This is a genomic window from Paraburkholderia hospita (genome assembly GCF_002902965.1).
GTDB classification, from domain to species: Bacteria; Pseudomonadota; Gammaproteobacteria; order Burkholderiales; family Burkholderiaceae; genus Paraburkholderia; species Paraburkholderia hospita.
Window position 1 is genome coordinate 1,335,760 of the sequence record NZ_CP026105.1, and the last position, 23,976, is coordinate 1,359,735.

General features: G+C 64.0%; 21 protein-coding genes. 13 read left to right on the forward strand and 8 right to left on the reverse strand.

All coding sequences use genetic code 11. The features are described 5' to 3' along the window. Positions 1-86 precede the first annotated feature (86 nt). Positions 87-428, forward strand: a complete 342-nt coding sequence (gene fdx, locus C2L64_RS05950; RefSeq protein WP_007586800.1) for an ISC system 2Fe-2S type ferredoxin — start codon at positions 87-89, stop codon at positions 426-428. A 15-nt stretch (positions 429-443) separates the two neighbouring features. After that, positions 444-641 carry a Fe-S cluster assembly protein IscX gene (gene iscX / locus C2L64_RS05955; RefSeq protein ID WP_007586799.1) on the forward strand — a complete coding sequence of 66 codons (198 nt, stop codon included), beginning with the start codon at positions 444-446 and terminating at the stop codon, positions 639-641. A gap of 110 nt (positions 642-751) precedes the next feature. On the opposite strand, the gene C2L64_RS05960 is transcribed toward iscX, so the two are convergent. From C2L64_RS05960 to C2L64_RS05985, 5 genes are all read right to left on the reverse strand, one after another. Continuing rightward, entirely contained in the window at positions 752-1,498 is a 747-nt protein-coding gene (locus tag C2L64_RS05960; protein ID WP_090835870.1) for a glycine zipper 2TM domain-containing protein, read from the reverse strand. 333 nt (positions 1,499-1,831) lie between these two features. Further along, positions 1,832-3,388 carry a lysine--tRNA ligase gene (gene lysS, locus C2L64_RS05965; protein ID WP_086910677.1) on the reverse strand — a complete coding sequence of 519 codons (1,557 nt, stop codon included), beginning with the start codon at positions 3,386-3,388 and terminating at the stop codon, positions 1,832-1,834. A 102-nt stretch (positions 3,389-3,490) separates the two neighbouring features. Then, positions 3,491-4,595, reverse strand: a protein-coding gene (gene prfB / locus C2L64_RS05970; RefSeq protein WP_103153676.1) for a peptide chain release factor 2 whose coding sequence is annotated in 2 segments (ribosomal slippage) — positions 3,491-4,513 and positions 4,515-4,595 — 1,104 coding nt in all. Because the reading frame shifts where the segments join, the coding sequence is not laid out codon by codon here. Between the two features lie 909 nt (positions 4,596-5,504). Continuing rightward, positions 5,505-7,211, reverse strand: a complete 1,707-nt coding sequence (gene recJ, locus C2L64_RS05980; protein ID WP_090835869.1) for a single-stranded-DNA-specific exonuclease RecJ — start codon at positions 7,209-7,211, stop codon at positions 5,505-5,507. 28 nt (positions 7,212-7,239) lie between these two features. Beyond that, complete coding sequence (locus tag C2L64_RS05985) at positions 7,240-8,340, reverse strand: regulator (RefSeq protein ID WP_086910553.1); 1,101 nt, start codon at positions 8,338-8,340, stop codon at positions 7,240-7,242. A gap of 318 nt (positions 8,341-8,658) precedes the next feature. Between C2L64_RS05985 and C2L64_RS05995 the strand changes: the two genes are divergently transcribed. The 9 genes from C2L64_RS05995 (at position 8,659) to ftsB (ending at position 19,708) form a co-directional block, all read left to right on the forward strand. Further along, positions 8,659-9,912, forward strand: a complete 1,254-nt coding sequence (locus C2L64_RS05995; protein ID WP_007580371.1) for a lipoprotein-releasing ABC transporter permease subunit — start codon at positions 8,659-8,661, stop codon at positions 9,910-9,912. Then, a complete protein-coding gene (gene lolD / locus C2L64_RS06000; RefSeq protein WP_007580373.1) occupies positions 9,905-10,648 on the forward strand; it encodes a lipoprotein-releasing ABC transporter ATP-binding protein LolD in 744 nt (247 codons plus the stop codon). Before C2L64_RS05995 ends, lolD begins: the two co-directional genes overlap by 8 nt. Positions 10,649-10,684: 36 nt before the next feature. Beyond that, positions 10,685-11,473 carry a TatD family hydrolase gene (locus C2L64_RS06005; protein ID WP_090835868.1) on the forward strand — a complete coding sequence of 263 codons (789 nt, stop codon included), beginning with the start codon at positions 10,685-10,687 and terminating at the stop codon, positions 11,471-11,473. 98 nt (positions 11,474-11,571) lie between these two features. Next, complete coding sequence (locus C2L64_RS06010) at positions 11,572-14,091, forward strand: DNA internalization-related competence protein ComEC/Rec2 (protein WP_090835886.1); 2,520 nt, start codon at positions 11,572-11,574, stop codon at positions 14,089-14,091. 49 nt (positions 14,092-14,140) lie between these two features. Further along, entirely contained in the window at positions 14,141-14,935 is a 795-nt protein-coding gene (locus tag C2L64_RS06015; protein WP_090835867.1) for an alpha/beta fold hydrolase, read from the forward strand. A gap of 251 nt (positions 14,936-15,186) precedes the next feature. Continuing rightward, positions 15,187-16,848 (forward strand): CTP synthase, encoded by a 1,662-nt coding sequence (locus C2L64_RS06020; RefSeq protein ID WP_079484974.1) that lies wholly within the window; start codon positions 15,187-15,189, stop codon positions 16,846-16,848. After that, entirely contained in the window at positions 16,845-17,699 is an 855-nt protein-coding gene (gene kdsA / locus C2L64_RS06025) for a 3-deoxy-8-phosphooctulonate synthase (RefSeq protein ID WP_035990648.1), read from the forward strand. Before C2L64_RS06020 ends, kdsA begins: the two co-directional genes overlap by 4 nt. A 139-nt stretch (positions 17,700-17,838) precedes the next feature. After that, positions 17,839-19,122, forward strand: coding sequence for a phosphopyruvate hydratase (eno, locus tag C2L64_RS06030; protein WP_007580385.1), 1,284 nt, complete (start codon positions 17,839-17,841; stop codon positions 19,120-19,122). Between the two features lie 157 nt (positions 19,123-19,279). Then, positions 19,280-19,708, forward strand: a complete 429-nt coding sequence (gene ftsB / locus C2L64_RS06035; RefSeq protein ID WP_007580387.1) for a cell division protein FtsB — start codon at positions 19,280-19,282, stop codon at positions 19,706-19,708. 127 nt (positions 19,709-19,835) lie between these two features. Here the strand turns inward: ftsB and C2L64_RS06040 are convergent, their stop codons facing one another. From C2L64_RS06040 to C2L64_RS06050, 3 genes are all read right to left on the reverse strand, one after another. After that, positions 19,836-20,213 (reverse strand): hypothetical protein, encoded by a 378-nt coding sequence (locus tag C2L64_RS06040; protein ID WP_007737526.1) that lies wholly within the window; start codon positions 20,211-20,213, stop codon positions 19,836-19,838. A 124-nt stretch (positions 20,214-20,337) separates the two neighbouring features. Continuing rightward, positions 20,338-21,288 (reverse strand): Hsp33 family molecular chaperone HslO, encoded by a 951-nt coding sequence (hslO, locus tag C2L64_RS06045; protein WP_090835866.1) that lies wholly within the window; start codon positions 21,286-21,288, stop codon positions 20,338-20,340. Between the two features lie 62 nt (positions 21,289-21,350). Further along, positions 21,351-21,875, reverse strand: a complete 525-nt coding sequence (locus C2L64_RS06050; RefSeq protein WP_007580393.1) for a gamma carbonic anhydrase family protein — start codon at positions 21,873-21,875, stop codon at positions 21,351-21,353. Between the two features lie 205 nt (positions 21,876-22,080). Here C2L64_RS06050 and C2L64_RS06055 point away from each other — a divergent pair, with 205 nt between their 5' ends. Together C2L64_RS06055 and C2L64_RS06060 are read left to right on the forward strand one after the other, a co-directional pair. Beyond that, a complete protein-coding gene (locus tag C2L64_RS06055) occupies positions 22,081-22,935 on the forward strand; it encodes a ferritin-like domain-containing protein (RefSeq protein WP_007737523.1) in 855 nt (284 codons plus the stop codon). 80 nt (positions 22,936-23,015) lie between these two features. Beyond that, the gene (locus tag C2L64_RS06060; RefSeq protein WP_090835865.1) at positions 23,016-23,912 is read left to right on the forward strand and encodes an alpha/beta fold hydrolase; all 897 of its coding nucleotides are present in this window, start codon (positions 23,016-23,018) and stop codon (positions 23,910-23,912) included. Positions 23,913-23,976 lie beyond the last annotated feature (64 nt).

The window sequence follows — 23,976 nt, forward strand, 5'->3', positions numbered from 1 at the left end:
CGTGCCAAAAACGGCCGCGCCACCAGTAAAATGGTACGGTGCCTGAAGGGCGGCGTCCGTGCCTCACAGACCAGAACGGAATTTGTATGCCTCAAATCGTTGTGCTGCCTCACGTCGAACTGTGTCCAGACGGCGCGGTCATCGACGCCGTGCCGGGCAAGAGCATCTGCGACAATCTGCTCGAACACGGCATCGAAATCGAGCACGCATGCGAGAAGTCTTGCGCGTGCACGACCTGTCACGTGATCGTCCGTGAGGGTTTCAACGTGCTGACGCCGTCGGAAGAAGACGAGGACGATCTGCTCGACAAGGCATGGGGTCTCGAACGCGAATCGCGGTTGTCGTGCCAGGCGCTCATGCCTGAAGGCGACGATCTCGTGGTCGAGATTCCGCGTTATTCGATCAACCACGCGAAGGAAAATCACTAACAGGAGCGAGCAGCCATGAAGTGGACCGACACGCAAGATATCGCGATGGCCTTGACCGACAAGCACCCCGAGATCGATCCGCAACAGGTGCGGTTCACCGATCTACACCGTTGGGTGATGGAACTGGACGGTTTCGACGACGATCCGAATCGCTCGAACGAAAAGATCCTTGAGGCGATTCAGGCGGCATGGATCGAAGACGCGGATTACTGAGCGCGGCGCGTACAGCGGCGCTTCAGACGCAACACATGCAAAAGGCGACTTCCGTGGAAGTCGCCTTTTTTAATGCTCGAAGCTTTGCGCGCGCGGGCGTCCGTTAAAGATCAGCCTGCGACGAGCGTCCCGTTCTCCACTCGCACACGCTGGCCTTGCTGGAACGGCGGCGCTTCGTGATACGTGAAGTAGCGCGTCTTGCCGTTTTCCATATGCACGCGCACCGAGTAACTGGTCGAGCTGCGCAGATGCTTTTCGACCGAGTTACCCGCGAGGCCGCCGCCGAGCGCGCCGAGCAGCGTCATCGCCGTGCGGCCGCCGCCGCTGCCGAACTGGTTGCCGACGACACCACCCGCCACCGCGCCGCCCACGGCGCCAATCCCGGTTCCGTGGCCTTCCTGGCGCACGGCCGAAATCGCTTCGACCGTGCCGCACGTCGAACAGTAGGCGGGTCGCGCGGGTTGTTGCTGCGCGTATTGCGGCTGTTGCGCAAATTGCGGGGCCGGCGCGGGTGCTTGCGGCGCCTGCTGCGCGGCCAACTGCTGTGCTTGCTGAGCCTGCGCCTGCTGTGCCGGTTGAGCCTGCTGCTGAGCCGCTTGCTGTTCGGCCTGCTGTTGTTGCGCCGCTGCTTGCTGCTGCGCGCTCAGGTTAGCCGGTTGCGCGGTATCGACGACGGGCTGCTGTTGCTGTGCGACGGCCGCCGACTGCACCTGGTCGCTTTGCTCGCCGTTGCTCGAAGCCTTCGGGAACAGTCCCGTCACGGCCGCCGTCGCGACCAGACTGGCGACGATGACGGCGCCTGCCGCCACGGCAATGAGGGGATGAAGGCGGCGCGGTGAATTGTTCGGATTGTCCATGGTGGTAGGCCTCCAGCTGTGCAGAGTTTGACCTGTAAAAGTAGCCGTATAAGTGTCGGACATGCCGATCCGCTCAGGGTTTCAATTTGTAACCGGGAACGGGCCGGGATTTGCCCATGGCGAACGCAAGAAGTGCACCAAAAGCCCAAAACCGCGCCGAAGCTGGATTTCGGCGAATTAGCGACAAAAGCGGACCAGATCGAATTGCGCAGCTTTTACCGATAGTTACAAACGGCACGTGCACTTCGGAAAGAAGGGAGAGCGGCGGGGGAGTGGAAGCCGCGCACGGCGCGAAAACGGCCGTGCGCGGGGACAGCGGTATCAGCGGGAAGATCAGTCTTCGCGGCGCAGATGCGGGAACAGGATGACGTCGCGGATGCTCGGGCTGTCGGTGAGCAGCATCACCAGACGGTCGATGCCGATCCCGCAGCCGCCCGCCGGCGGCATGCCGTATTCGAGCGCGCGGATGTAGTCGGCGTCGTAGTACATCGCTTCTTCGTCGCCGGCGTCCTTCTGGTCGACCTGCTTCTTGAAGCGCGCGGCCTGGTCTTCCGGATCGTTCAGCTCCGAGAAGCCGTTGGCGATTTCACGGCCCGTGATGAACAGCTCGAAACGTTCGGTGATGCCGTCCACGCTATCCGATGCGCGCGCGAGCGGCGATACCTCGATGGGGTAATCGATGATGAACGTCGGCTCCCACAATTGCGACTCCGCCGTTTCCTCGAACAGCGCCAGTTGCAGCGCGCCGATACCCGCGTTCAGGAACTGCGGCTGGTTCGCGTCGACGCCGAACTTCTTCAGTTCTGTGCGCAGGAACGCGCCGTCCGCCAGTTGCGCGTCCGTGTATTGCGGCGCGAATTTCTGGATCGCCTGCGTGATCGTCAGGCGATGGAACGGCTTGGACAGATCCAGTTCGCGGCCCTGATACGTGATCGTCGCGTCGCCGAGTGCATCGACGGCGGCCTGACGGATCAGTTGCTCGGTGAAGTCCATCAGCCACTTGTAGTCGGTGTACGCGGCGTAGAACTCCATCATCGTGAATTCCGGATTGTGACGCGGCGACACGCCCTCGTTACGGAAATTCCGGTTGATCTCGAACACACGCTCGAAGCCACCCACCACCAGCCGCTTCAGATACAGCTCGGGCGCGATGCGCAGGAACATCTGCATATCGAGCGCGTTGTGATGCGTGACGAACGGCTTGGCCGCGGCGCCGCCCGGAATCGGGTGCAGCATCGGCGTTTCGACTTCCATGAAGTTCGCGTCGGCCATGAACTTGCGGATCGACGACACGGCTTTGGTACGTGCGACAAACGTCTTGCGCGCTTCCGGCGTGACGATCAGATCGACATAGCGCTGGCGATAGCGCATTTCCTGGTCGGCGAGACCGTGGAACTTGTCGGGCAACGGACGCAGTGCCTTCGACAGCAGCCGCAGTTCCGTACAGCGCACGGAGAGCTCGCCCTTGTTCGTGCGGAACAGCACGCCCTTGGCGGCGACGATGTCGCCGAGGTCCCACTTCTTGAACGCTTCGTATGTCGCTTCGCCGACGTCGGCGGGCGTGATGAAGAACTGGATCTGGCCCGAGCCGTCGCGCACCGTCGCGAAACTCGCCTTGCCCATCACGCGCTTGAGCATCATGCGGCCGGCCAGTGCAACTGGCAGCGCTTTCGCTTCGAGCGCGTCCTTGTCGTCGTCCGCGTAGTCGGACTGGAGATCGGCGGCGTGGTGGGTCGGGCGGAAGTCGTTCGGGTAGGCGACGCCTTGCTCACGCAGTGCGCGCAGCTTTTCGCGGCGCTCGGCGATGATCTGGTTGTCGTCCACCTCGGCGGCGGCGTTCTGCTGGGCGGCATCCCGCTGGGCCGCATTCGGCTGGGTCGGTTCGGTCATGGTGATGATGTTCGGTATCCGATGCCTCATGCGCGCTTTCGACTGTGGCGCACAGGCGGTGAAAAAAATGCGGCGTGGCGAAGCGTGCCGCGCCGGCTACGCCTAGATGCCCTGTTTCAGGCTGGCGCTGATGAACGGATCGAGGTCGCCGTCGAGCACGCTCTTCGTGTTGCTGATTTCGACGTTGGTACGCAGATCCTTGATGCGGCTGTTGTCGAGCACGTACGAACGGATCTGGTGGCCCCAGCCCACGTCCGATTTGCCCGCTTCGAGCTTGTCCTGTTCCGACTGGCGCTTGCGCATTTCGGCTTCGTACAGACGCGATTTCAGCATCGCCATGGCTTCGGCGCGGTTACGGTGCTGCGAGCGGTCGTTCTGGCACTGCACGACGATGCCTGACGGGACGTGCGTGATACGCACGGCGGAGTCGGTCTTGTTGATGTGCTGACCGCCCGCGCCCGAAGCACGGTAGGTATCGATGCGCAGATCGGCCGGATTGACTTCGATCTCGAACGACTCATCGATTTCCGGATAGACGAACACCGACGAGAATGACGTATGACGGCCGCCTGACGAGTCGAACGGCGACTTGCGCACGAGGCGGTGAATGCCTGTTTCGGTGCGCAGGAAGCCGTACGCGTATTCGCCTTCGACCTTGATGGTCGCGCTCTTGATGCCGGCGACATCGCCTTCCGATTCTTCGAGCACTTCCGTCTTGAAGCCCTTGCGCTCGCAGTAGCGCAGGTACTGGCGCAACAGCATCGATGCCCAGTCGCACGCTTCCGTGCCGCCCGCGCCTGCCTGGATGTCGATGAACGCGTTGTTCGGGTCGGCCGGGTTCGAGAACATCCGGCGGAATTCCATGTCGGCGACGCGCGCTTCGAGTTTCGCGGCATCTTCGTCGACCGCGACGAGCGTGTCTTCGTCGCTTTCCTCGCGCGCCATGTCGAACAGGTCTTGCGTGTCGCGCAGGTCGTTATCGAGCGCGCTCAGCACGTCGACGACGCCTTCGAGCAGCTTCTTTTCCTTGCCGAGTGCCTGGGCGTGCTTCGAGTCGTTCCAGACGTTCGGGTCTTCGAGTTCCTTGTTGACTTCGATCAGTCGTACCGACTTTGCATCGTAGTCAAAGATACCCCCGGAGCTCGCCTGCGCGTGAGCGCAGGTCCGCCAGGGAGGATTCGATTGCGTTGAGGCGTTCCGCTTCCATGTCGATCCAGTTTCAAATAAATGGGTTTTTTGTCTGCGACGCTGTTGGGGGGGCGTTTGGGTTTGGGTTTTGTTCGCGTTGCGGTGTTTGCTTTCGCTGGCATCCGCGATGCGTTAGCGTGCTTCACGCGTCGCCCCTGTGCGGGGCGGCACCTACTTTTCTTTGCCGCCGCAAAGAAAAGTAGGCAAAAGAAAGCGGCTAACACCGCCAACATTTCTTCCTGCCTGAGGGCCCCCAACGGGTCTTACGCTTCACACGGCAACCACGTGACTCATGCTCGTTGCCAACGCTCTTGCGTTACGCATCACCCGCTTCACACGCCCGCGTCGCAGCATGCCGTACCGAATATTCCATCGCCGCCCAGGTGGCAAACTGTGTGTAGGTTGTCGCACCGCACGGATTAGTGCCCTTACCAGAAACACCAACCTCGCTTTTCAGTCTGGAGTGGTGCGTGTATGGCGCGAAAGCCTACACACAGTTTGCCACCTGGGCGGCACCAACCATTCGCTGCCGCTGGCCCGTGCATGGGAATGCGAAGCGGGTGAGGCGCTCATTCAGAGCGTTGGCAACGCACGCCAGCAGAGACGTTGCCGTGTGAAGCATAAGACCGGTTGGGGTCCCTCAGGCAAACACAAGAGCTGGCGGTGTTAGCCGCTTTCTTTTGCCTACTTTTCTTTGCGGCGGCAAAGAAAAGTAGGTGCCGCCCCGCACAGGGGCGACGCGTGAAGCAGGCAAAACAAGTCGCGGATGCCAGCGCAAGAGCAAATCGCGGGCGCCAGCAAAAAAACAAACCCAAACCCAAACCCAAACCCAAACCCAAACCCAAACCGAAAAAAGGCCAACCACACCCCTTCCCGCCAAAAACCAAAATTATAGCGGATCACAGCGCCAGGGCTGGGCGCACCCAGCCTACAACACAGCATGCTCAACGATCAGTTGCACCCGTGCAACGCCATTCCACGTATCCGCCGACAGCCGATAGGCAACAGTCGTCCGCGCGGGCAGCGGCGCCGTGTGATTGAACCAGATCGCATTGAACCGCTGGCGCCCGCGCATCAACTGCAGCTTCAGATGTTTATCCTTCACCAGCGCCTGCGACATCACATCGAACTCGCCCGAGAAAACAGGCGCCGGAAACCCCTGTCCCCAGACAGCCGCATCAATCATCTCGACGAATTGCGGCGTGAAATACGCATCTTCGAGATCGCCATCCGTCTCGACCGTGCGCGCCAGCACGTCCTGAGTGAGCCACTCGCGCCCAACCCGCTCGAACGCCGCGGTAAAGCGCGGAATATCGGCCGTAGCGATCGTCAGACCCGCGGCCATCGCGTGGCCACCAAATTTGGCGATCAGCCCCGGCTCGCGCTTCGACACGAGATCGAGCGCATCGCGCAGATGGAAACCCGGAATAGAGCGGCCCGAGCCCTTGACGGTGGTGCCGCCATCATCGGCCAGCGCGAACGTGAACGACGGCCGGTGGAATTTCTCCTTCAGCCGCCCGGCCACGATACCGATCACGCCCTGGTGCCAGCTCGGATTGAACAGCGTGATCGTCGTCGAGTCGGCGGGATCGACCGTCGACAGGTCGTCGAGCGCCTGCTGCTGCATGCCCGCTTCGATTTCGCGCCGCTCGCGGTTCATCGTGTCGAGTTGCTGCGCGAGTTCCCACGCACGTCCGACGTCGTCCGTCGTCAGGCAGTCGATGCCCAGCGACATGTCCGACAGCCGTCCCGCCGCATTCAGGCGCGGCCCCAGTGCGAAGCCGAGATCGAAGCCCGACGCGCTGCGCGCATCGCGGCCCGCGGCGCGAAAAAGGGCGGCGATGCCCGGCTGCATGCGGCCGTTGCGGATGCGCTGCAAGCCCTGCGCGACCAGCACCCGGTTGTTGCCGTCGAGCTTCACGACGTCGGCGACCGTGCCGAGCGCGACGAGATCGAGCAGACCGTCCAGACGCGGTTCCGGGCGCGCGTCGCCGAATGCGCCACGGCGGCGCAGTTCGGCGCGCAGCGCGAGCAGCACATAGAACATCACGCCGACGCCCGCGATGCACTTGCTCGGGAACGTACAGCCCGGCTGGTTCGGATTGACGATCGCGCGCGCAGCGGGCAACTCGTCGCCGGGCAAATGGTGATCGGTGACGAGCACGTCGATGCCGAGCGCATTCGCCGCCTCGACGCCGTCGACGCTCGCAATGCCGTTATCGACGGTGATCAGCAACTCGGGCTTGCCGCCCGGCCGTTGCGCGGCCAGCGCGACGATTTCCGGCGTGAGGCCGTAGCCGTACTCGAAGCGGTTCGGCACGAGGTAGTCGATCTGTGCGCCGAACATCCGCAAGCCGCGCACGGCGACAGCGCAAGCCGTCGCGCCGTCGCAGTCGTAGTCCGCGACGACCAGCATGCGGCGCCGGCCTTCGATGGCATCGGCGAGCAGAGCCGCGGCCGCATCGCAGCCTTTTAGCGACGCGGGTGGCGTCAGGCGCGCGAGCCCGATTTCGAGCTCATCGGGCAGGCACACGCCGCGCGATGCATAGAGGCGCGCGAGCACGGGATGCAGGCCGTGGCGGATCAGCGCTTCCGCGTCGGCGGGAGAGCAGGGGCGTGTAACGATTCGAGTCATGCGGCAAAACCTGGAGCAGAAGAACAGTTCATTCGATGAAGAGCGACGCGAACAGGCGCCGTCGCCAGAATTTGCGCAAATCGCCGCGCGTAATGTCGAGTGTCACCGAGCCCGTGTCGCCGCACAGCGTCAGGCCGAGTGTGCCGAGTTCGCCCGCCTGCAGCGCGGCGAGCGCGGGCGCGAGCCAGTCGCGCTCCAGCGCGGCGAACGCGGCGTTCCAGCGGAACCAGTCCTGCTCGATAAAAGGCGCGGAAAACGGGTCGAGTTCGATCAGCGTGGTGGCGGCGCTGCCGTTCGCGCTGTCCGAACGCCATGCGTCGTAAGTCGCAGGCGGCGCGGCCGTTGCCGCCTGCGCGGCGAGCGCGAGACCGCGCGTCGCCGCCGCATCCGACAGCACGCGCGCAAAGTCGCTTTTGACCGGCTGCGCCGCGCCTTGCGCGTGAAACCAGATCGAATTGACGGCGGGCAGGCCGCGCGCCTCGCGCGCCTCGTTCACGGGATGCTCGAACCAGGCCATCTGCACTTCGTTCTGCAGCTTCATCCACGCACGCGAGCGCTCGCCCGTGTGCGCTTCGTGCGGCAGCCAGATTTCGATGTTGCGCCCGCTCGCGCGCAGCGGCGAGGCGCCCGCCAGCGTGCCGAACGCGTCGCTCGACAGATACCAGCGCGACGGCTGCGGCGCCTCGATCCGCACGCCCAGTTCCTCGATCAGCGGACGCGCGACGTCGAACAGCGCGCGCGCGTCGTCGTTCGCGAGTTCCAGCGACGCGGGATCGATCAGCACCAGATGGTCGTGCGCGATCCGCACATGCACCGGCTGCACGCATGCCCATGTCGCGTCGCCGGGGTTACCGCCGTCGGCGAGCAGCATGTAGGGCGCGAGGGGCGCCTCGTCGGCGGCGGCCGTGCCGGCGGGCACCGCGCCAAAACTGCGGGCCACCCAGCGCTCGTGCGGCAGCGTGCGCTGGAAGTCTTCGCCGATCACACGTTCGACCAGCGTCGCGCGGGCGATCAGTTTGTCGAGGGCGGGAATGTCGAGGGAATACAGCGCGGTGGACGCATCGGCTGCGGCGGGCAGCGCGAAAGGTAGAAGGAGATGCAGGCGGTTGGCATTCATGATGCTGCGCATTGTATGGCAAACTTCGCCCCGTTGATCCGCGATGGCGGGCGATCAGACCGGGCCCGAATGCGTGATTTGCGCGCCGGTGCGTACAATTCACGCAACGATTGCGCACCGGACGGTGCGATGTTGCGCGCGCCGTTGCACGGCGTCACAGCCGGCGCGCCGTATGAGGAAAGCCGCTGCAAGCCGGCGTTCTGGAACCATCGGCCGAAATTCGCGCCCAATCGACACGGCTCTCGCGCGCCTGACGGCGTTTTTCGCCGACCGCGCGGACAGTCAGGGCAAATGCAGAACACAGCGCAATCACGCTGAAAAAGGACTCGCTTGAAACTTCCATACGAATGGCAGATAGGCTGGCGCTACACGCGTGCCGGCAAACGCACCACGGGTAACGGCTTCATCTCGTTCATCGCGCTCGTGTCGATGTCGGGTATCGCGCTCGGCGTGGCCGCGCTGATCGTCGTGCTGTCGGTGATGAACGGCTTCCAGAAAGAGGTGCGCGACCGCATGCTGTCGGTGCTTGCGCACGTCGAGATCTTTTCGCCGACGGGCTCGATGCCGAACTGGCAGCTGACGGCGCAAGAGGCGAAGCAGAACAAGGAAGTGATCGGCGCGGCGCCGTATGTCGAAGCGCAGGCGCTGCTCACGCGCCAGGACGCCGTGAGCGGCGTCGCGCTGCGCGGCGTGGAGCCGTCGCTGGAGCCGGAAGTGTCGGATATCGGCAAGGAGATGAAGGCGGGCAACCTGAACGAGCTGAAGCCCGGCGAGTTCGGCATCGTGCTCGGCGGGGATCTGGCCGGGAATCTCGGCGTGACGACGGGCGACAAGATCACGCTGGTCGCGCCCGAAGGCACGATGACGCCCGCGGGCCTGCTGCCGCGTCTCAAGCAGTTCACCGTGGTCGGCGTGTTCGAGTCCGGCCACTATGAGTACGACAGCACGCTCGCACTGATCAACATCAAGGACGCGGAAGCGCTGTTCCGGCTGCCCGCGCCGACGGGCGTACGCTTGCGGCTGAAGGACATGCAGCGCGCGCCGGAAGTCGCGCATCAGCTGGCGCGCACGCTGTCGGGCGATCTGTATATCCGCGACTGGACGCAGCAGAACAAGACCTGGTTCTCGGCCGTGCAGATCGAGAAGCGCATGATGTTCATCATCCTGACGCTGATCATCGCGGTGGCGGCGTTCAATCTTGTTTCGTCGCTGGTGATGACGGTGACCAACAAGCAGGCCGATATCGCGATCCTGCGCACGCTCGGCGCGCAGCCCGGCTCGATCATGAAGATTTTTGTCATCCAGGGCATGACGATCGGTTTCGTCGGCACGGGCATCGGCGTCGCGCTCGGCTGCCTGATTGCATGGAGCATTCCGTGGCTCGTGCCGATGATCGAGCATCTGCTGCACGTGCAGTTCCTGCCGCCGTCGGTGTATTTCATCAGCGAGCTGCCGTCCGAACTCGTGCCCGGCGATGTGGTCAAGATCGGCGTGATCGCGTTCGTGCTGTCGTGTCTCGCGACGCTGTATCCGAGCTGGCGCGGCGCCAAGGTGCGTCCGGCGGAGGCGCTGCGTTATGAATGATCGTCCGAACAACACTCTCATGGCCGCCGACGAAACTGGTTTGCATCCGTACGTGCTCGAAGCTACGGGCATTTCGAAGGCGTTCGTTCAGGGCGGCCTGAACGTGCAGGTGCTGAACAACACGCAGCTCTCCGTGCGACGCGGCGAGAAGCTTGCGATCGTCGGCGCATCCGGCTCCGGCAAGAGCACGCTGTTGCACGTGCTGGGCGGCCTCGACGATCCGAGCACCGGGCATGTCGAAGTGATGGGCAAGCCGTTTACGAAGCTCTCCGAGCGCGAGCGCAACGACTTGCGTAACCGCGCGCTCGGCTTCGTGTATCAGTTCCACCATCTGCTGCCGGAATTCACCGCGCTCGATAACGTCGCGATGCCGCTGCGCATCCGCCGCATGACGACGGAAGACGCGCGCAAACAGGCGCATGACATGCTCGAACGGGTGGGGCTCGCGCATCGCGCGAAGCATCGTCCGGGCGAGCTGTCTGGGGGCGAACGGCAGCGCGTCGCGATTGCGCGCGCACTGGTCACGAAGCCCGCCTGCGTGCTCGCCGACGAGCCGACGGGCAACCTCGACGGCGGCACGGCGGATACGGTGTTCAACCTGATGCTGGAACTGTCGAACACGCTGTCGACGAGTTTCGTGATCGTCACACACGATCCCGATCTGGCCGCGCGCTGCGACCGCATCATGCGTCTGCGCGACGGCGTGCTGTACGAGGAGCCGACCGTGCCCGTCTGAGGCCGGGCGCTTTCCATTCGACACGAGGCTGCGCGCATGTGGATCGATACGCACTGTCATCTCGACGCTTCCGAATTCGACGCGGATCGCGACGCTGTGGCGAGCGCCGCGCTCGAAGCGGGCGTGAGCCGGATCGTGATTCCGGGCATCGCGCGCAGCAACTTTTCGACGGTGCGGGAACTGGCGCATCGCGTGCAGGGCGGCGCGTATGCGCTCGGCATTCATCCGCTTTTCACGCCGCAGGCGCAGCCGTCCGATCTCGATGTCCTGCGCATGGAAATCGAGGCGAGTCTCGACGACCCGCTTTTCGTCGGTCTCGGTGAGATTGGGCTCGACTACTTCGTGCCGGGGCTCGACGACGAGACGCAGCAGTTCTATTACAACGAGCAACTCAAGCTCGCGCGCGAGTTCGATCTGCCCGTGATTTGCCACGTGCGCAAGTCGCAGGACCAGGTGCTGAAGGGCTTGCGGCGAGCTCACGTCAATCGCGGCATCGCGCATGCGTTCAACGGCAGTTTCCAGCAGGCGCAGGCGTTCATCGATCACGGCATGCATCTCGGTTTCGGCGGCAATGTGACGTTCGAACGCGCGCTGCAGATCCGGCGGCTCGCGGCGCAGTTGCCGCTCGACGCGCTGGTCGTCGAAACCGATGCGCCCGATATCGCCCCTTCGTGGCTCTACAGGCAGCGCAACACGCCGGACCAGATTCCTGCTATCGGCGCGATGCTCGCCGAGCAGCGCGGCATCGACAAAAACACGCTGGCGATAGGCACAACGGCTAATGCACACGCTGCATTGCCGCGGCTCGCGCTTTCCTCTGCATAATCACTGTTTGGCTCGCATGGCGCGTTGACGCCGACATTGATTCGGGTTCCTGATGAATGTCAACGTGGCGCTGTGCGAGCATCGGTTGCGGAGGCGGCATGCGGGCAGTGTGGTGCGGTTTTGCGTTGGGCGTCGTGTGGTTGCAGCAGCAGGCTTCGTTGCCGCGGTGGTCGGGTTGGTTCGCGTTGATCGCGTGCGTTTGCGCACTGAGTCTGATTTTGTGGACGTGCTTGCGACGCGGCGGCGCGTGGTCCACGCGCGCGGGCTGGTTCGCCGTGCTGTGTGCAGCGGCGTGCTGTGGCTTCGGTTATGCGGCGTGGCGCGCGCAGGCGCGGCTCGCGTTTGAACTGCCGCATGCGTGGGAAGGGCGCGATATCGCCGTCAGCGGCTGGGTCAAAGGTCTGCCGACGCGCAGCGCGGACGGCACGCGTTTCCTGTTCGTCGTCGATTCAGCCGATGCGCCCGTCGAACGTTTTCCCCGCACGCTGCAACTGTCGTGGATCGCGGATGACGCGCCGCCGCCCGTGCTCGAACCGGGTTCGCGCTGGCGTCTGAACGTGCGGCTCAAGCGTCCGCACGGAAACGCGAACTGGGGCGTGCGCGACGCGGAAGCCGTGTTGCTCGCGCGTGACGTTCGGGCGACGGGTTATGTGAGCGCGCCTTCGCGTGCTGTGCGGCTTCCCGGCAAGGCAAGCGGGGCGGGCGTGCTGATCGACGGCTGGCGATCGACCATCCGCGCTCGCATCGCCGCTGTGCTCGGCGACGCGCCGCACATGGGCATCGTCGTCGCGCTCGCGATCGGTGCGCAGGACGCCGTGAGCGCCGCCGACTGGCTGCTGATGCGGCGCACGGGCACGAGCCATCTCGTCGCGATTTCCGGTTTGCATATCGGTTTTGTCGCAGGACTGGCCGGATGGCTGATAGGCATGCTGTGGCGGCATTCGTTCTTCATCGGACGCGGCTTGCCGTTGCTCGTGCCCGCGCAGAAAGTGGCGATCGGCGGCGGCGCGCTGTTCGCCGCTTTTCATGCGGCCCTCGCGGGCTTCAACGTGCCCGCGCAACGGGCATTGTGGATGGCGGGTGTCGTTGCGCTCGCTTATGTCGGCGGACGGCGCGTCGCGCCTTCCGTCGTGATCGCGTGGGCGCTCGGGCTCGTGCTGCTGGTCGATCCGTGGGCGGTCGTGTCGGCGGGATTCTGGCTGTCGTTTTGTGCGGTCGGCGCGATTCTGTTCGCGATGTCGGGGTCGGCGCATGTCGCGCGAAGCGGGGCGTCTGACCCACTGGATGAAGAGCAAGGCGAACGCTCTTTAATGAGGCGCTGCGCCGACGTATTGCGTTCGCGGATCGGAGCGTTGATAGAGCGCGTACGCAGCGGCGCTCGCGTCCAGTTCGCGGTGACGATCGCGCTCGCGCCGCTGACGGTGTGCTTCTTCTCGCAGATACCGCTGATCGGTCCCGTGGCGAATGCGTTCGCGATTCCGTGGGTCAGCGTCTTCGTGACGCCTGCCGTGATCGCCGGCATCGCGTTGCCGGCGCCGCTCGATGCGCTCGCTTTTCGTTTCGCGCATCATCTGCTGGATCTGCTCGCAGCCGGTCTGCAACTGCTGTCGGGTCCGGCGTGGACGGTGTGGCAATTGCCGCAGCCGGATGCATGGGCGATGGCGTTTGCGGCCGTCGGCGTCGCGTGGTGTCTTGCACCTGCCGGCTGGCCGTTGCGCTGGGCCGCGCCGCTGACGTGGCTGCCGCTACTGGCGCCGGCATCGGCCGCTCCCGCCGAGGGCGCGTTCCGTCTCGCGGCGCTCGACATCGGGCAAGGCTCGTCGATCGTTGTCGAAACCGCCCATCACACGCTGCTGTTCGATGCCGGTCCGGGTCCCGAATCGACGCACGCGGGCGAGCGCATCGTCGTGCCCTACCTTCAGGCGGCGGGCATCGCGGCGCTCGATACGCTGATCATCAGCCATGCCGACTCCGACCATTCGGGCGGCGCTCCCGCCGTGCTCGAAGGCATCGAAGTGAGGCAGTTGCTGGCGGGACTTCCGCCAGGCCACGCACTTTGGCGCGAGGCGGCCGGGAAGGGCGCCCAAACGGTGCGCTGCGCGGCGGGCCAGCGCTGGCGATGGGACGGTGTCGACTTCGCGATACTCTGGCCCGACGCGGGTCCCTTGCAAGGCAAGCCGAACGCGCATTGCTGCGTGCTGCGCGTGAGCACGGCGGGCGTCGCGGCACGCAGTTCTCGCATCCAAACGCATGAAGATGGACAGAAGCCCGTCGTCGCCTTGCTGGCCGCGGACATTGAAGCGCCCGTCGAACGCACGCTGCTCGCGCGCGAGCCCGCCGCATTGCGCGCGCAGATTTTGCTCGTGCCGCATCACGGCAGCAAGACCTCGTCGACCGAGCCGTTCCTCGACTCTATCGAGCCGTCCATCGCGGTATTTCAGGTAGGCTATCGCAACCGGTTTCATCATCCGTACGCGGGCGTCTACGAACGGTATCGGGCGCGTGGCATCGAGCTTTCGCGCAGCGACGAAGACGGCGCCGCGCGCATCGAGGCAGGTGCGACGCTGTCGCTGGAGCGTTATCGGCAGACGCATCGCCGGTACTGGATGGACCCGTAACAAAGGGCCCGGCGCGATCGAGAACAAATCAGAACGGAGACCATAGCGCTTGAAGAACATCATCCATTTCTCGCATGCAAACGGATTTCCGGCGTCCACGTATCGGACGTTCTTCGCCGAACTCTCTGACGACTACGACATGCGTTTCATCGAGCGGATCGGCCATGACGCGCGCTATCCCGTGACGCGCGACTGGCCGCATCTGGTCGAGGAGTTGCTGGATGACATCGGGCGTGCTTACGAGAACCCTGTCTGGCTCGTCGGGCATTCGCTCGGCGGTTATCTTTCACTGATGGCGGCGCTGAGGAAGCCGCAATGGGTGCGCGGCGTGGTGATGCTCGATTCGCCCGTCATCGCGGGCTGGCGCAGCAACATGCTGCGCGTGTCGCAATGGACGGGGCTGGACGAGCGGCTGTCGCCCGCGGCGGCGACGCGCACTCGGCGAACGCGCTGGGGCAGCCGCGACGAGGCGTGGCGCCACTTCCATTCGAAGCCCGCGTTCGCGCGCTGGGACGAGCGGGTTCTGTCCGACTACGTCGATTTCGGCATTCCGCAAGCGGGCGCCGACGGCACGCGGGAACTCGCTTTCGACCGGCAGACCGAGTACCGGATCTACAAGACTTTGCCGCATACGTTCGGCGGCCGGCTGGCGCGCGGCGCGCCCGTGCCCGTCGGCTTCGTCGCCGGGACGCGGTCGCGGGAGGTGCGGCAGGCGGGACTGCACGCGACCCGGCGCATCGCGGGCGAGCATTTCGAGTGGATGGAAGGAAGCCACCTGTATCCAATGGAGCGGCCCATCGAAACGGCACGCGCCGTGCAGAGAATACTGCGCGGGCTCGAATGATTTTCGCCCGCGACGGCATCCGCGTTCGCGGATAAATGAAACGCCGGGCTGCGCTGCGACATAAACCCGCAACAAACCCGCGGCGCACTCAAGGCACGAAACGCGCGAACCGAAATCCATCGGGCATTCACGCGAAAAGCGACCCCGTGGATGCTCAAAAAGAATGCTCGATCGTCGCGAACGAGCCGCCCCAGGTATGGGCTGGATGCACACGTTCGGGTATAATCCGTTTTTCCCGCGAGCATCCAGCGATGACCAAATATGTTTTCGTCACCGGCGGCGTAGTTTCTTCCCTCGGCAAGGGTATTGCCGCCGCTTCCCTCGCCGCGATCCTCGAATCGCGCGGTCTGAAAGTCACCCTCCTCAAGCTAGACCCCTACATCAACGTCGACCCCGGCACGATGAGCCCGTTTCAACACGGCGAAGTGTTCGTGACGGAAGACGGCGCGGAGACCGACCTCGACCTTGGCCACTATGAGCGCTTCATCAGCACGAAGATGCGCAAGGCCAACAACTTCACCACGGGCCAGATTTACGAATCGGTGATCCGCAAGGAACGCCGCGGCGATTATCTAGGCAAGACGGTGCAGGTTATTCCGCACATCACGAACGAAATCCAGGCATTCGTCGAACGCGGCGCGGCATCCGCGACGTGCGGCGAGCCGGACGTCGCCATCGTCGAAGTGGGTGGCACGGTCGGTGACATCGAATCGCTGCCGTTCCTCGAGGCCGCGCGTCAGATGAGCCTGCGCATGGGCCGTAACAGCGCGTGCTTCGTGCACCTGACGCTGGTGCCGTTCATCGCCACCGCGGGCGAACTGAAGACCAAGCCGACGCAGCACAGCGTGCAGAAGCTGCGCGAAATCGGTATCTATCCGAACGTGCTGCTGTGCCGCGCCGACCGCCGTATTCCCGACGACGAGCGCGCGAAGATCTCGATGTTCTCGAACGTGCCGGAAGACGCCGTGATCTCGGTGTGGGACGTCGACAGCATCTACAAGATTCCGCAGATGCTGCACGACCAGGGCCTCGACGAACTGATCTGCGACGAGCTGAAGCTGACGGCCAAGCCGGCGGATCTGTCGATGTGGTCGGGCCTCGTCGAGAAGCTCGAACACCCGAAGAGCGAAGTCACGGTCGGCATGGTCGGCAAGTACGTCGAACTGACGGAGTCGTACAAGTCGCTGATCGAAGCGCTGCGCCATGCGTCGATCCACACGTCGACCAAGGTCAACATCGAATACATCGACTCCGAAGAGGTGGAAGAAAGCGGCGTCGACAGCCTCAAGCATCTGGATGCCGTGCTGGTGCCAGGCGGTTTCGGCCGTCGCGGCACGGAAGGCAAGATGAAGGCGATCCGCTATGCACGCGAAGCGAAGGTGCCGTATCTCGGTATCTGCCTCGGCATGCAGCTGGCCGTGATCGAATTCGCGCGCGACGTGGTCGGCCTCAAGGATGCGAACAGCACGGAATTCGACCCGGAAACGCCGAATCGCGTGGTCGCGTTGATTACCGAGTGGTACGACCGCGACGGTAAGGTTGAGAAGCGTACGGAAGAATCCGATCTGGGCGGCACGATGCGCCTCGGTTCGCAGCGTTGCCCGATCAAGCCGGGCACGATGGCCGAAGAGATTTACGGCAAGGATGTGAACGAGCGTCACCGTCACCGTTATGAAGTCAATAACCGCTTCGTGCCCCAGCTCGAAGCGGGCGGCCTTATCATCAGCGCCCGTACTCCGAGCGAAGATCTGCCGGAAATGATGGAGCTGCCGCGCTCGATGCACCCGTGGTTCGTCGGCGTTCAGTTCCACCCCGAATTCACGTCGACGCCGCGCGACGGACACCCGCTCTTCAAGGCATTCGTCGAAGCGGCGCGCGCCCATCGCGAAGCGAGCGTCGAGGAGAAAGTATGAAACTGGGCGATTTCGAAATCGGCCTCGACAAGCCGTTTTTCCTGATCGCTGGCACCTGCGTCGTCGAATCTGAACAGATGACGATCGACACGGCCGGCAAGCTGAAGGAAATCTGCGCGAAGCTGAAGATTCCGTTCATCTACAAGTCTTCTTACGACAAGGCCAATCGCAGCAGCGGCAAGTCGTTTCGTGGCTTGGGAATGGATGAGGGTTTGCGCATTCTGTCCGAAGTGAAGCGTCAACTCGGCTTGCCCGTTCTGACGGACGTGCACAGCGAACACGAGATCGAGCAGGTGGCATCCGTGGTCGACGTGCTGCAGACGCCTGCGTTCCTGTGCCGCCAGACGGACTTCATCCACGCGTGCGCGCGTTCGGGCAAGCCCGTCAACATCAAGAAAGGCCAGTTCCTCGCGCCGCACGACATGAAGAACGTGATCGACAAGGCGCGTGATGCTGCGCGTGAAGCGGGTCTGTCGGAAGACCGCTTCATGGCGTGCGAGCGCGGCGTGTCGTTTGGCTATAACAACCTCGTGTCCGACATGCGCTCGCTCGCGATCATGCGTGAAACAGGCGCCCCCGTCGTGTTCGACGCGACCCACTCGGTGCAGTTGCCGGGCGGGCAGGGCACGAGTTCGGGCGGCCAGCGCGAGTTCGTCCCGGTGCTGGCGCGTGCCGCCGTCGCGACGGGCATCGCGGGTCTGTTCATGGAAACCCATCCGAATCCGGCTGAAGCGAAGTCGGACGGTCCCAATGCCGTGCCATTGCATCGCATGGCCGATCTGCTCGAAACGCTGTTGACCCTCGATCAGGCCGTGAAGCGCACGCCGTTCCTCGAGAACGATTTCAACTGATGCAGCCACGCGCGCTTCGCCGCTGTCCGGCGACGCGCGCGTGCTCCAACCCGATGGTCGTCGAACGCGTCCGGACGCGTGCTGTCGAAGTGAGCCGGACGTCTCACCTTAAGAATTCATCGTCATTTCAGAGGAAACCATGAGTGCTATCGTAGATATCATCGGTCGCGAGATTCTCGATTCGCGAGGCAACCCCACCGTCGAATGCGACGTGCTGCTCGAATCGGGCACGATGGGCCGCGCGGCTGTGCCGTCGGGCGCATCGACGGGTTCGCGTGAAGCGATCGAACTGCGTGACGGCGAAACCGGCCGCTACGGCGGCAAGGGTGTGCTGAAGGCTGTCGAGCACATCAACACCGAAATCTCCGAAGCGATCATGGGCCTCGACGCTTCCGAGCAGGCCTTCCTCGACAAGACGCTGCTCGAACTGGACGGCACCGACAACAAGTCGCGCCTCGGTGCGAACGCGATGCTAGCCGTGTCGATGGCTGTCGCGAAGGCTGCTGCTGAAGAAGCCGGCCTGCCGCTGTACCGCTACTTCGGCGGCTCGGGCGCGATGCAACTGCCCGTGCCGATGATGAACATCGTCAACGGCGGCGCGCACGCGAACAACAGCCTGGACATCCAGGAATTCATGATCGTCCCCGTCAGCCAGCCGACCTTCCGCGAAGCACTGCGCTGCGGCGCTGAAGTGTTCCACGCGCTGAAGAAGATCCTGTCGGACCGCGGCATGAGCACGGCCGTGGGTGACGAAGGCGGCTTCGCGCCGAACTTCGGCAGCAACGACGAGTGCCTGTCGACCATCCTGCAAGCTATTGAGAAGGCTGGCTATCGCGCCGGTGAAGACGTGCTGCTCGCGCTCGACTGTGCAGCCAGCGAGTTCTACCACGACGGCAAGTACCAGCTGGCGGGCGAAGGCCTGCAACTGTCTTCGTCGGAATTCGCCGATTACCTCGGCGCGCTCGCGGACAAATTCCCGATCGTCTCGATCGAAGACGGCATGCACGAAAGCGACTGGGAAGGCTGGAAGATCCTGACCGACAAGCTCGGCAAGAAGATCCAGCTGGTCGGCGACGACCTGTTCGTGACGAACACGCGCATCCTGAAGGAAGGCATCGACAAGGGCATCGCGAATTCGATCCTGATCAAGATCAACCAGATCGGCACGCTGACGGAAACCTTCGCAGCGATCGAAATGGCCAAGCGCGCGGGCTACACGGCTGTGATCTCGCACCGCTCGGGCGAAACGGAAGATTCGACGATCGCCGACATCGCTGTCGGTCTCAACGCGGGTCAGATCAAGACGGGCTCGCTGTCGCGCTCGGACCGTATTTCGAAGTACAACCAGCTGCTGCGTATCGAGGAAGATCTCGGCGATATCGCCAGCTACCCGGGCAAGTCGGCGTTCTACAACCTGCGTTGAACGCCGTCGAATGAGCCGGATTGGCGCGAGTAAGTGACGCTTGATGTCAACAAACCCGTCTCAATAACCGTTAAACCGGTTATGCTTCGCTACTGATTCACCCTACCGCCCTGCGTAAAGCGCAGGGCGGCGCACATTCAACCCTGCAATTCACTTCATGCGGCTCGTCACCGTCGTTCTGCTCGTCCTGCTGGTGCTGATCCAATACCCTCTGTGGTGGGGCCATGGCGGCTGGCTGCGCGTTCACGAACTGCAACAGGAACTGGCGCAGCAGTTGAAAAAGAACGCGGACGCGAAGGAGCGCAACGAGCGCATCCAGGGCGAGGTGCAGGATCTGCAGAACGGCACGGCCGCCGTCGAAGAGCGCGCCCGCTACGAAATGGGCATGGTCAAGGACAGCGAGGTGTTCGTGCAGTTCGTGTCGCCGAATGCGCCATCGTCGGCGTTGAACGTGCCGCAGTCGAGTACGTCGACGCGCGGACAGATCACGGGCGCGCCGCTGCGCGTGGTGCCGAATCCGGAATCGCGCGCGAAGCCGGATCGCAAGCACGCGAAAAAGGATCCGAAGGAGAAGAAGCCGGGTTGATGCTGGTGCGGTGTAAAGCCGGTGCGGCAGGATCATGAAAAAAGGCGCGGTTCGCAATGAACCGCGCCTTTTTGTTTGGCGGGACGAACCGCGGGCGGGAGTTCCGGCATTCAGACCGATGTGCCGCTCACCAGCCCCAACCCGGCGCATAACCGTAGCCGATGCCCGTGCCCCAGCCGTGTCCCCATCCGCCGCTGTAGTAGCTGCCATACACGGAGACGGGCGGCGCGGCGTAGCGCGAATACGCCTGCGCGGCGGCGTCGGCGGCCATGGCCTGGTTCTGCTCGGCCATCACCTGCTTGTCGATTGCATCGTAGCGGGCGCGTTCTTCCGGTGTGAGCGGTTGCGCAGTCGCGGCGATGCCCGACTGGTCCGCAGGCAGGCGGCTATAGATCGGCGACGGGCCGGGCGGGTCCAGCATGCAGCCCGACAGCGCCATCGCGCCCGCAACGAGCGCAAGCGCCGCTATCCGGTGTACGGGTTGGAACAGCGAAGGGGCATTCATTTCGACCTCCATCGGTCGGATACCTAAGCAAATCGATGGCCGGAAAGCACGCGGCCGCCAGTATCCGATGATACCGCGCCGTCGCCCGCCCGTAGCGGGGCGGAGCGACGCGGATAGTCCAGCTTTAGTGCCGCTGCTCGGCAGCGGGCGCCACTCCCTGTGAGAGCCCGCTCGCGACAAAAAGTTGCGCCACGTCGACAGGGTCGAATTCATAGCGCTGGTTGCAGTATTCGCAGTGAATCTCGACGTGGCCACGCTCTTCGATCACGCTGTCCACTTCCTCGCGGCCCAGCATTTTCAGCATGTTGCCCACGCGCGCACGCGAGCACGTGCACTCGAAGCGGGTTCGCGTCGGCTCGAAATGCTGGACGTTCTCCTGCCAGAACAGGCGCCGGAACAGCGTGTTCGGGTCTTCCGCCAGCATTTCGTCCTGCGACAGCGTGCCGCCGAGCGTACACAGCCGGTCCCACGTATCGGCGTCGATGTCGCCCGGATGCGGGACGATGCCGCCGTCGCCGGGCAGCTTCTGCAGCAGCATGCCGACCGCACGCTCGTTGTTCGCGGCAAGCCACATGCGCGTGTCGAGCTGCTCCGAATGATGCATGTAGTGCTCGAGCACTTGCGCCATCGACGTGAGCGGCCCGTTTTCGTCCGACAGCGGCACGATGCCCTGATAAGGTTGCTGGCCGGGAACCTTGTTCTTCGGATCGAGCGTGATCACGCAACGGCCGTGACCGCCCGGATTGACGAGATCGACGAGTGACAGGTCGTCGGCGATCGTGTGCGCGGTGTCGCCGGAGAACTTGGCGGTCGCGCGCATCGACAGGTCCGAATTGCACTGCACGACGAGCATCTTCACGGGGCCGTCGCCGAAGATCTGCATGATCAGCGTGCCATCGAACTTCAGATTCGCCGACAGCAGCGCGCACGCGGCCATCATCTCGCCGAGCATGGTCCGCACGGGCGCCGGATAGCTTCTGCGCGTCAGGACTTCCTGCCACGTGTTGCTCAGCGAAACGATCTCGCCGCGAACGGGCGCCGCGCTGAACATGAATTTCTGCAACTGGTCACTCACAACTTTTCCTCGGTCGAACCGCGCGGTGGGAAGGCCACGCGTGGCGCGCCGTGCGGTCGGCCCTAGCCGATGCGCACGAGTTGCGCCTTGAAATAATCCCTGCGCTCCACGTAGATGTCCGCAGCGCGCTTCAGGCCTTTGATATCTGCTTCAGTCAGTTCCCGGACAACCTTTGCGGGTGATCCGAGAATCAGGGAATTGTCAGGAAAAACCTTGCCCTCGGTAACGACGGCGCCTGCGCCAACCAGACAATTGCGGCCGATTACCGCTCCATTCAAGACGACGGCCTGAATCCCGATCAACGCGCCTTCCTTGACCGTGCAGCCGTGCAGCATCGCCTGATGGCCAACCGTCACGCCCGCTTCGAGCGTCAGTGGGAAACCCGGGTCGGCGTGCAGGACGGCGCCTTCCTGTATGTTAGTGCCCTTGCCGACGGTGATCGGCTCGTTGTCGCCGCGAATCGACGCGCCGAACCAGATGCTCGCGTTTTCTTCGACGGTCACCTTGCCGATGATGGTCGCCGTGTCCGCGACGAACACGCTTTCGTGGATGGTCGGGGCGGCGTCGCCAAGCTTGTAGATTGCCACAGTGTCTCCTCTGGTCTCATGCAAGACGGTTGCTGTCGTCGGGATGGCGACGAGGCGATTTGCGCGAAATGGCGGCATCCCGCGCGGCATGGTCGAATCGCGTATTGTAAACGGTTGTGCCATTGGTCCGTGCGAAGCATGCGCGCGGGCAACGCCGTGTCAGAATCGCTCGTTTTTGTCCTTTTTTGCTGGTTCCCGTTTCGCGATGCATGCCCCCGAGTCGATCCGTCCCCATCCGATGATTTGCGCCCGTTCCGAAGCGCTCGCTGTGCTGGCAGAGCGTGTTCCCGCGGCCAAAGCCGCTGCGGCGCAGGCGCTTTACGCGCGCGTACAGGCAGGCGAGGCGGTCGTTTCGCCGGGGCGTGTGCTGGACGAGCCGACGGATCTGCCGGGGCGCCCCGCGCAGCCCGAACTGGTCGAGCCGCGCAAACTCGGGCGACGCAGCATGCAGTCGCCGGAAGGGCGCGCGGTGTTGCTGCACGCGCTCGCACACATCGAGTTCAACGCAATCAACCTCGCGCTCGACGCCGTGTGGCGTTTCGGCGGCATGCCCGACGCGTTTTACGTCGATTGGCTAAAGGTCGCGTCGGAAGAGGCGCATCACTTTTCGCTGCTGTCGGCGCGTTTGGCCGAATTCGGCCATGCGTACGGCGACTTTCCGGCGCACGACGGTTTGTGGGACATGTGCGAGCGCACGCGCGGCGACGTGCTCGCGCGCATGGCGCTGGTGCCGCGCACGCTCGAGGCGCGCGGGCTCGACGCCTCGCCGCCGATCCGCGCGCGCCTGCAACAAGCAGGCGATCACGCGTCGGCGGCGATTCTGGACGTGATCCTGCGCGACGAAATCGGACATGTGCTGATCGGCAACCGCTGGTTCCGGCATCTGTGCGACGAGGCGGGCATCGACGCACATCAAACCTACTTGCGTCTTTCCGACGAGTATCACGCGCCGAAACTGCGCGGTCCGTTCAATTTCGAAGCGCGCCGCGACGCTGGTTTCGAAGAGGAAGAACTCGCCGCGCTGGCGGGTCTCGACGCCCAGCAGCGCCCGGCCGACTGAGCCTGTTTCAGGCTCGGACCAAGCGGCGGCACGGCGATCCCGATATAATAGAACGACCATTCTTTTTCTGCGCTCGCATCATGAACCGTCCGCTCAAACCTTCCGTATCCGAATTCGTGACCGTGCGCGGCGTGCGCCTGCACGTGCGTCGCTGGGGCAATCCCGATGCGCCGACGCTTTTTATGCTGCACGGCTGGATGGACGTCGCCGCGTCGTTCCAGTTCGTCGTCGACGTGCTCGCGAACGACTGGCAGGTGATCGCGCCCGATGCGCGCGGCTTCGGCCTGTCCGACTGGCCCGTCGCGCACCAGAACGGCGGTCATTACTGGTTCCACGAATATCTGGCCGACCTCGACGCGCTGCTCGACCACTACGCGCCAACGGGCGAAGTAAACCTCGTCGGGCACAGCATGGGCGCGAACGTCGTGTGCCTGTATGCCGGCGCAAGGCCCGAGCGCGTGCGCCGCGTAGTCGATCTGGAGGGATTCGGGCTCCCGCCGTCGAAGCCCGCGCAGTTGCCGCGCCGGATCGCGTCGTGGCTCGACGAACTGCGCGAGCCGCCGACGCTGCGCCGCTACGCGACGCTCGACGACGTCGCTGCGCGTCTCATCAAGACCAACGAACGCCTGGACCCGCAGCGCGCGCGCTTTCTCGCGCAGCACTGGTCGAAGCCGGACGGCGAGGGCGGCTACATGCTGCTCGCCGATCCCGCGCACAAGATTCGCGGGCCACTGCTGTACCGGCTCGACGAAGTGATGGCCGTCTGGGCGAACGTGCGCGCCAAGGTGCTGCACGTGGAAGCCGCTGTATCGCCGACCCTCGCGGTGCTGGCGGGCAACATTCCGCTCGACGAATTCAAGGCGCGTTTCCAGGCGTTTCCCGACTGGCGCGAAGCCATCATCGACGATGCGGGCCACATGGTTCACCACGACCAGCCGGAGCAGGTCGCGGCGCTGATCGAAGCGTTTTGCGTGTAGTGCGCGTTCTACATTTGTCTCGACGAATCCTCTGCGTGTGCTTACTGCGTTGCAGTAAAATGGT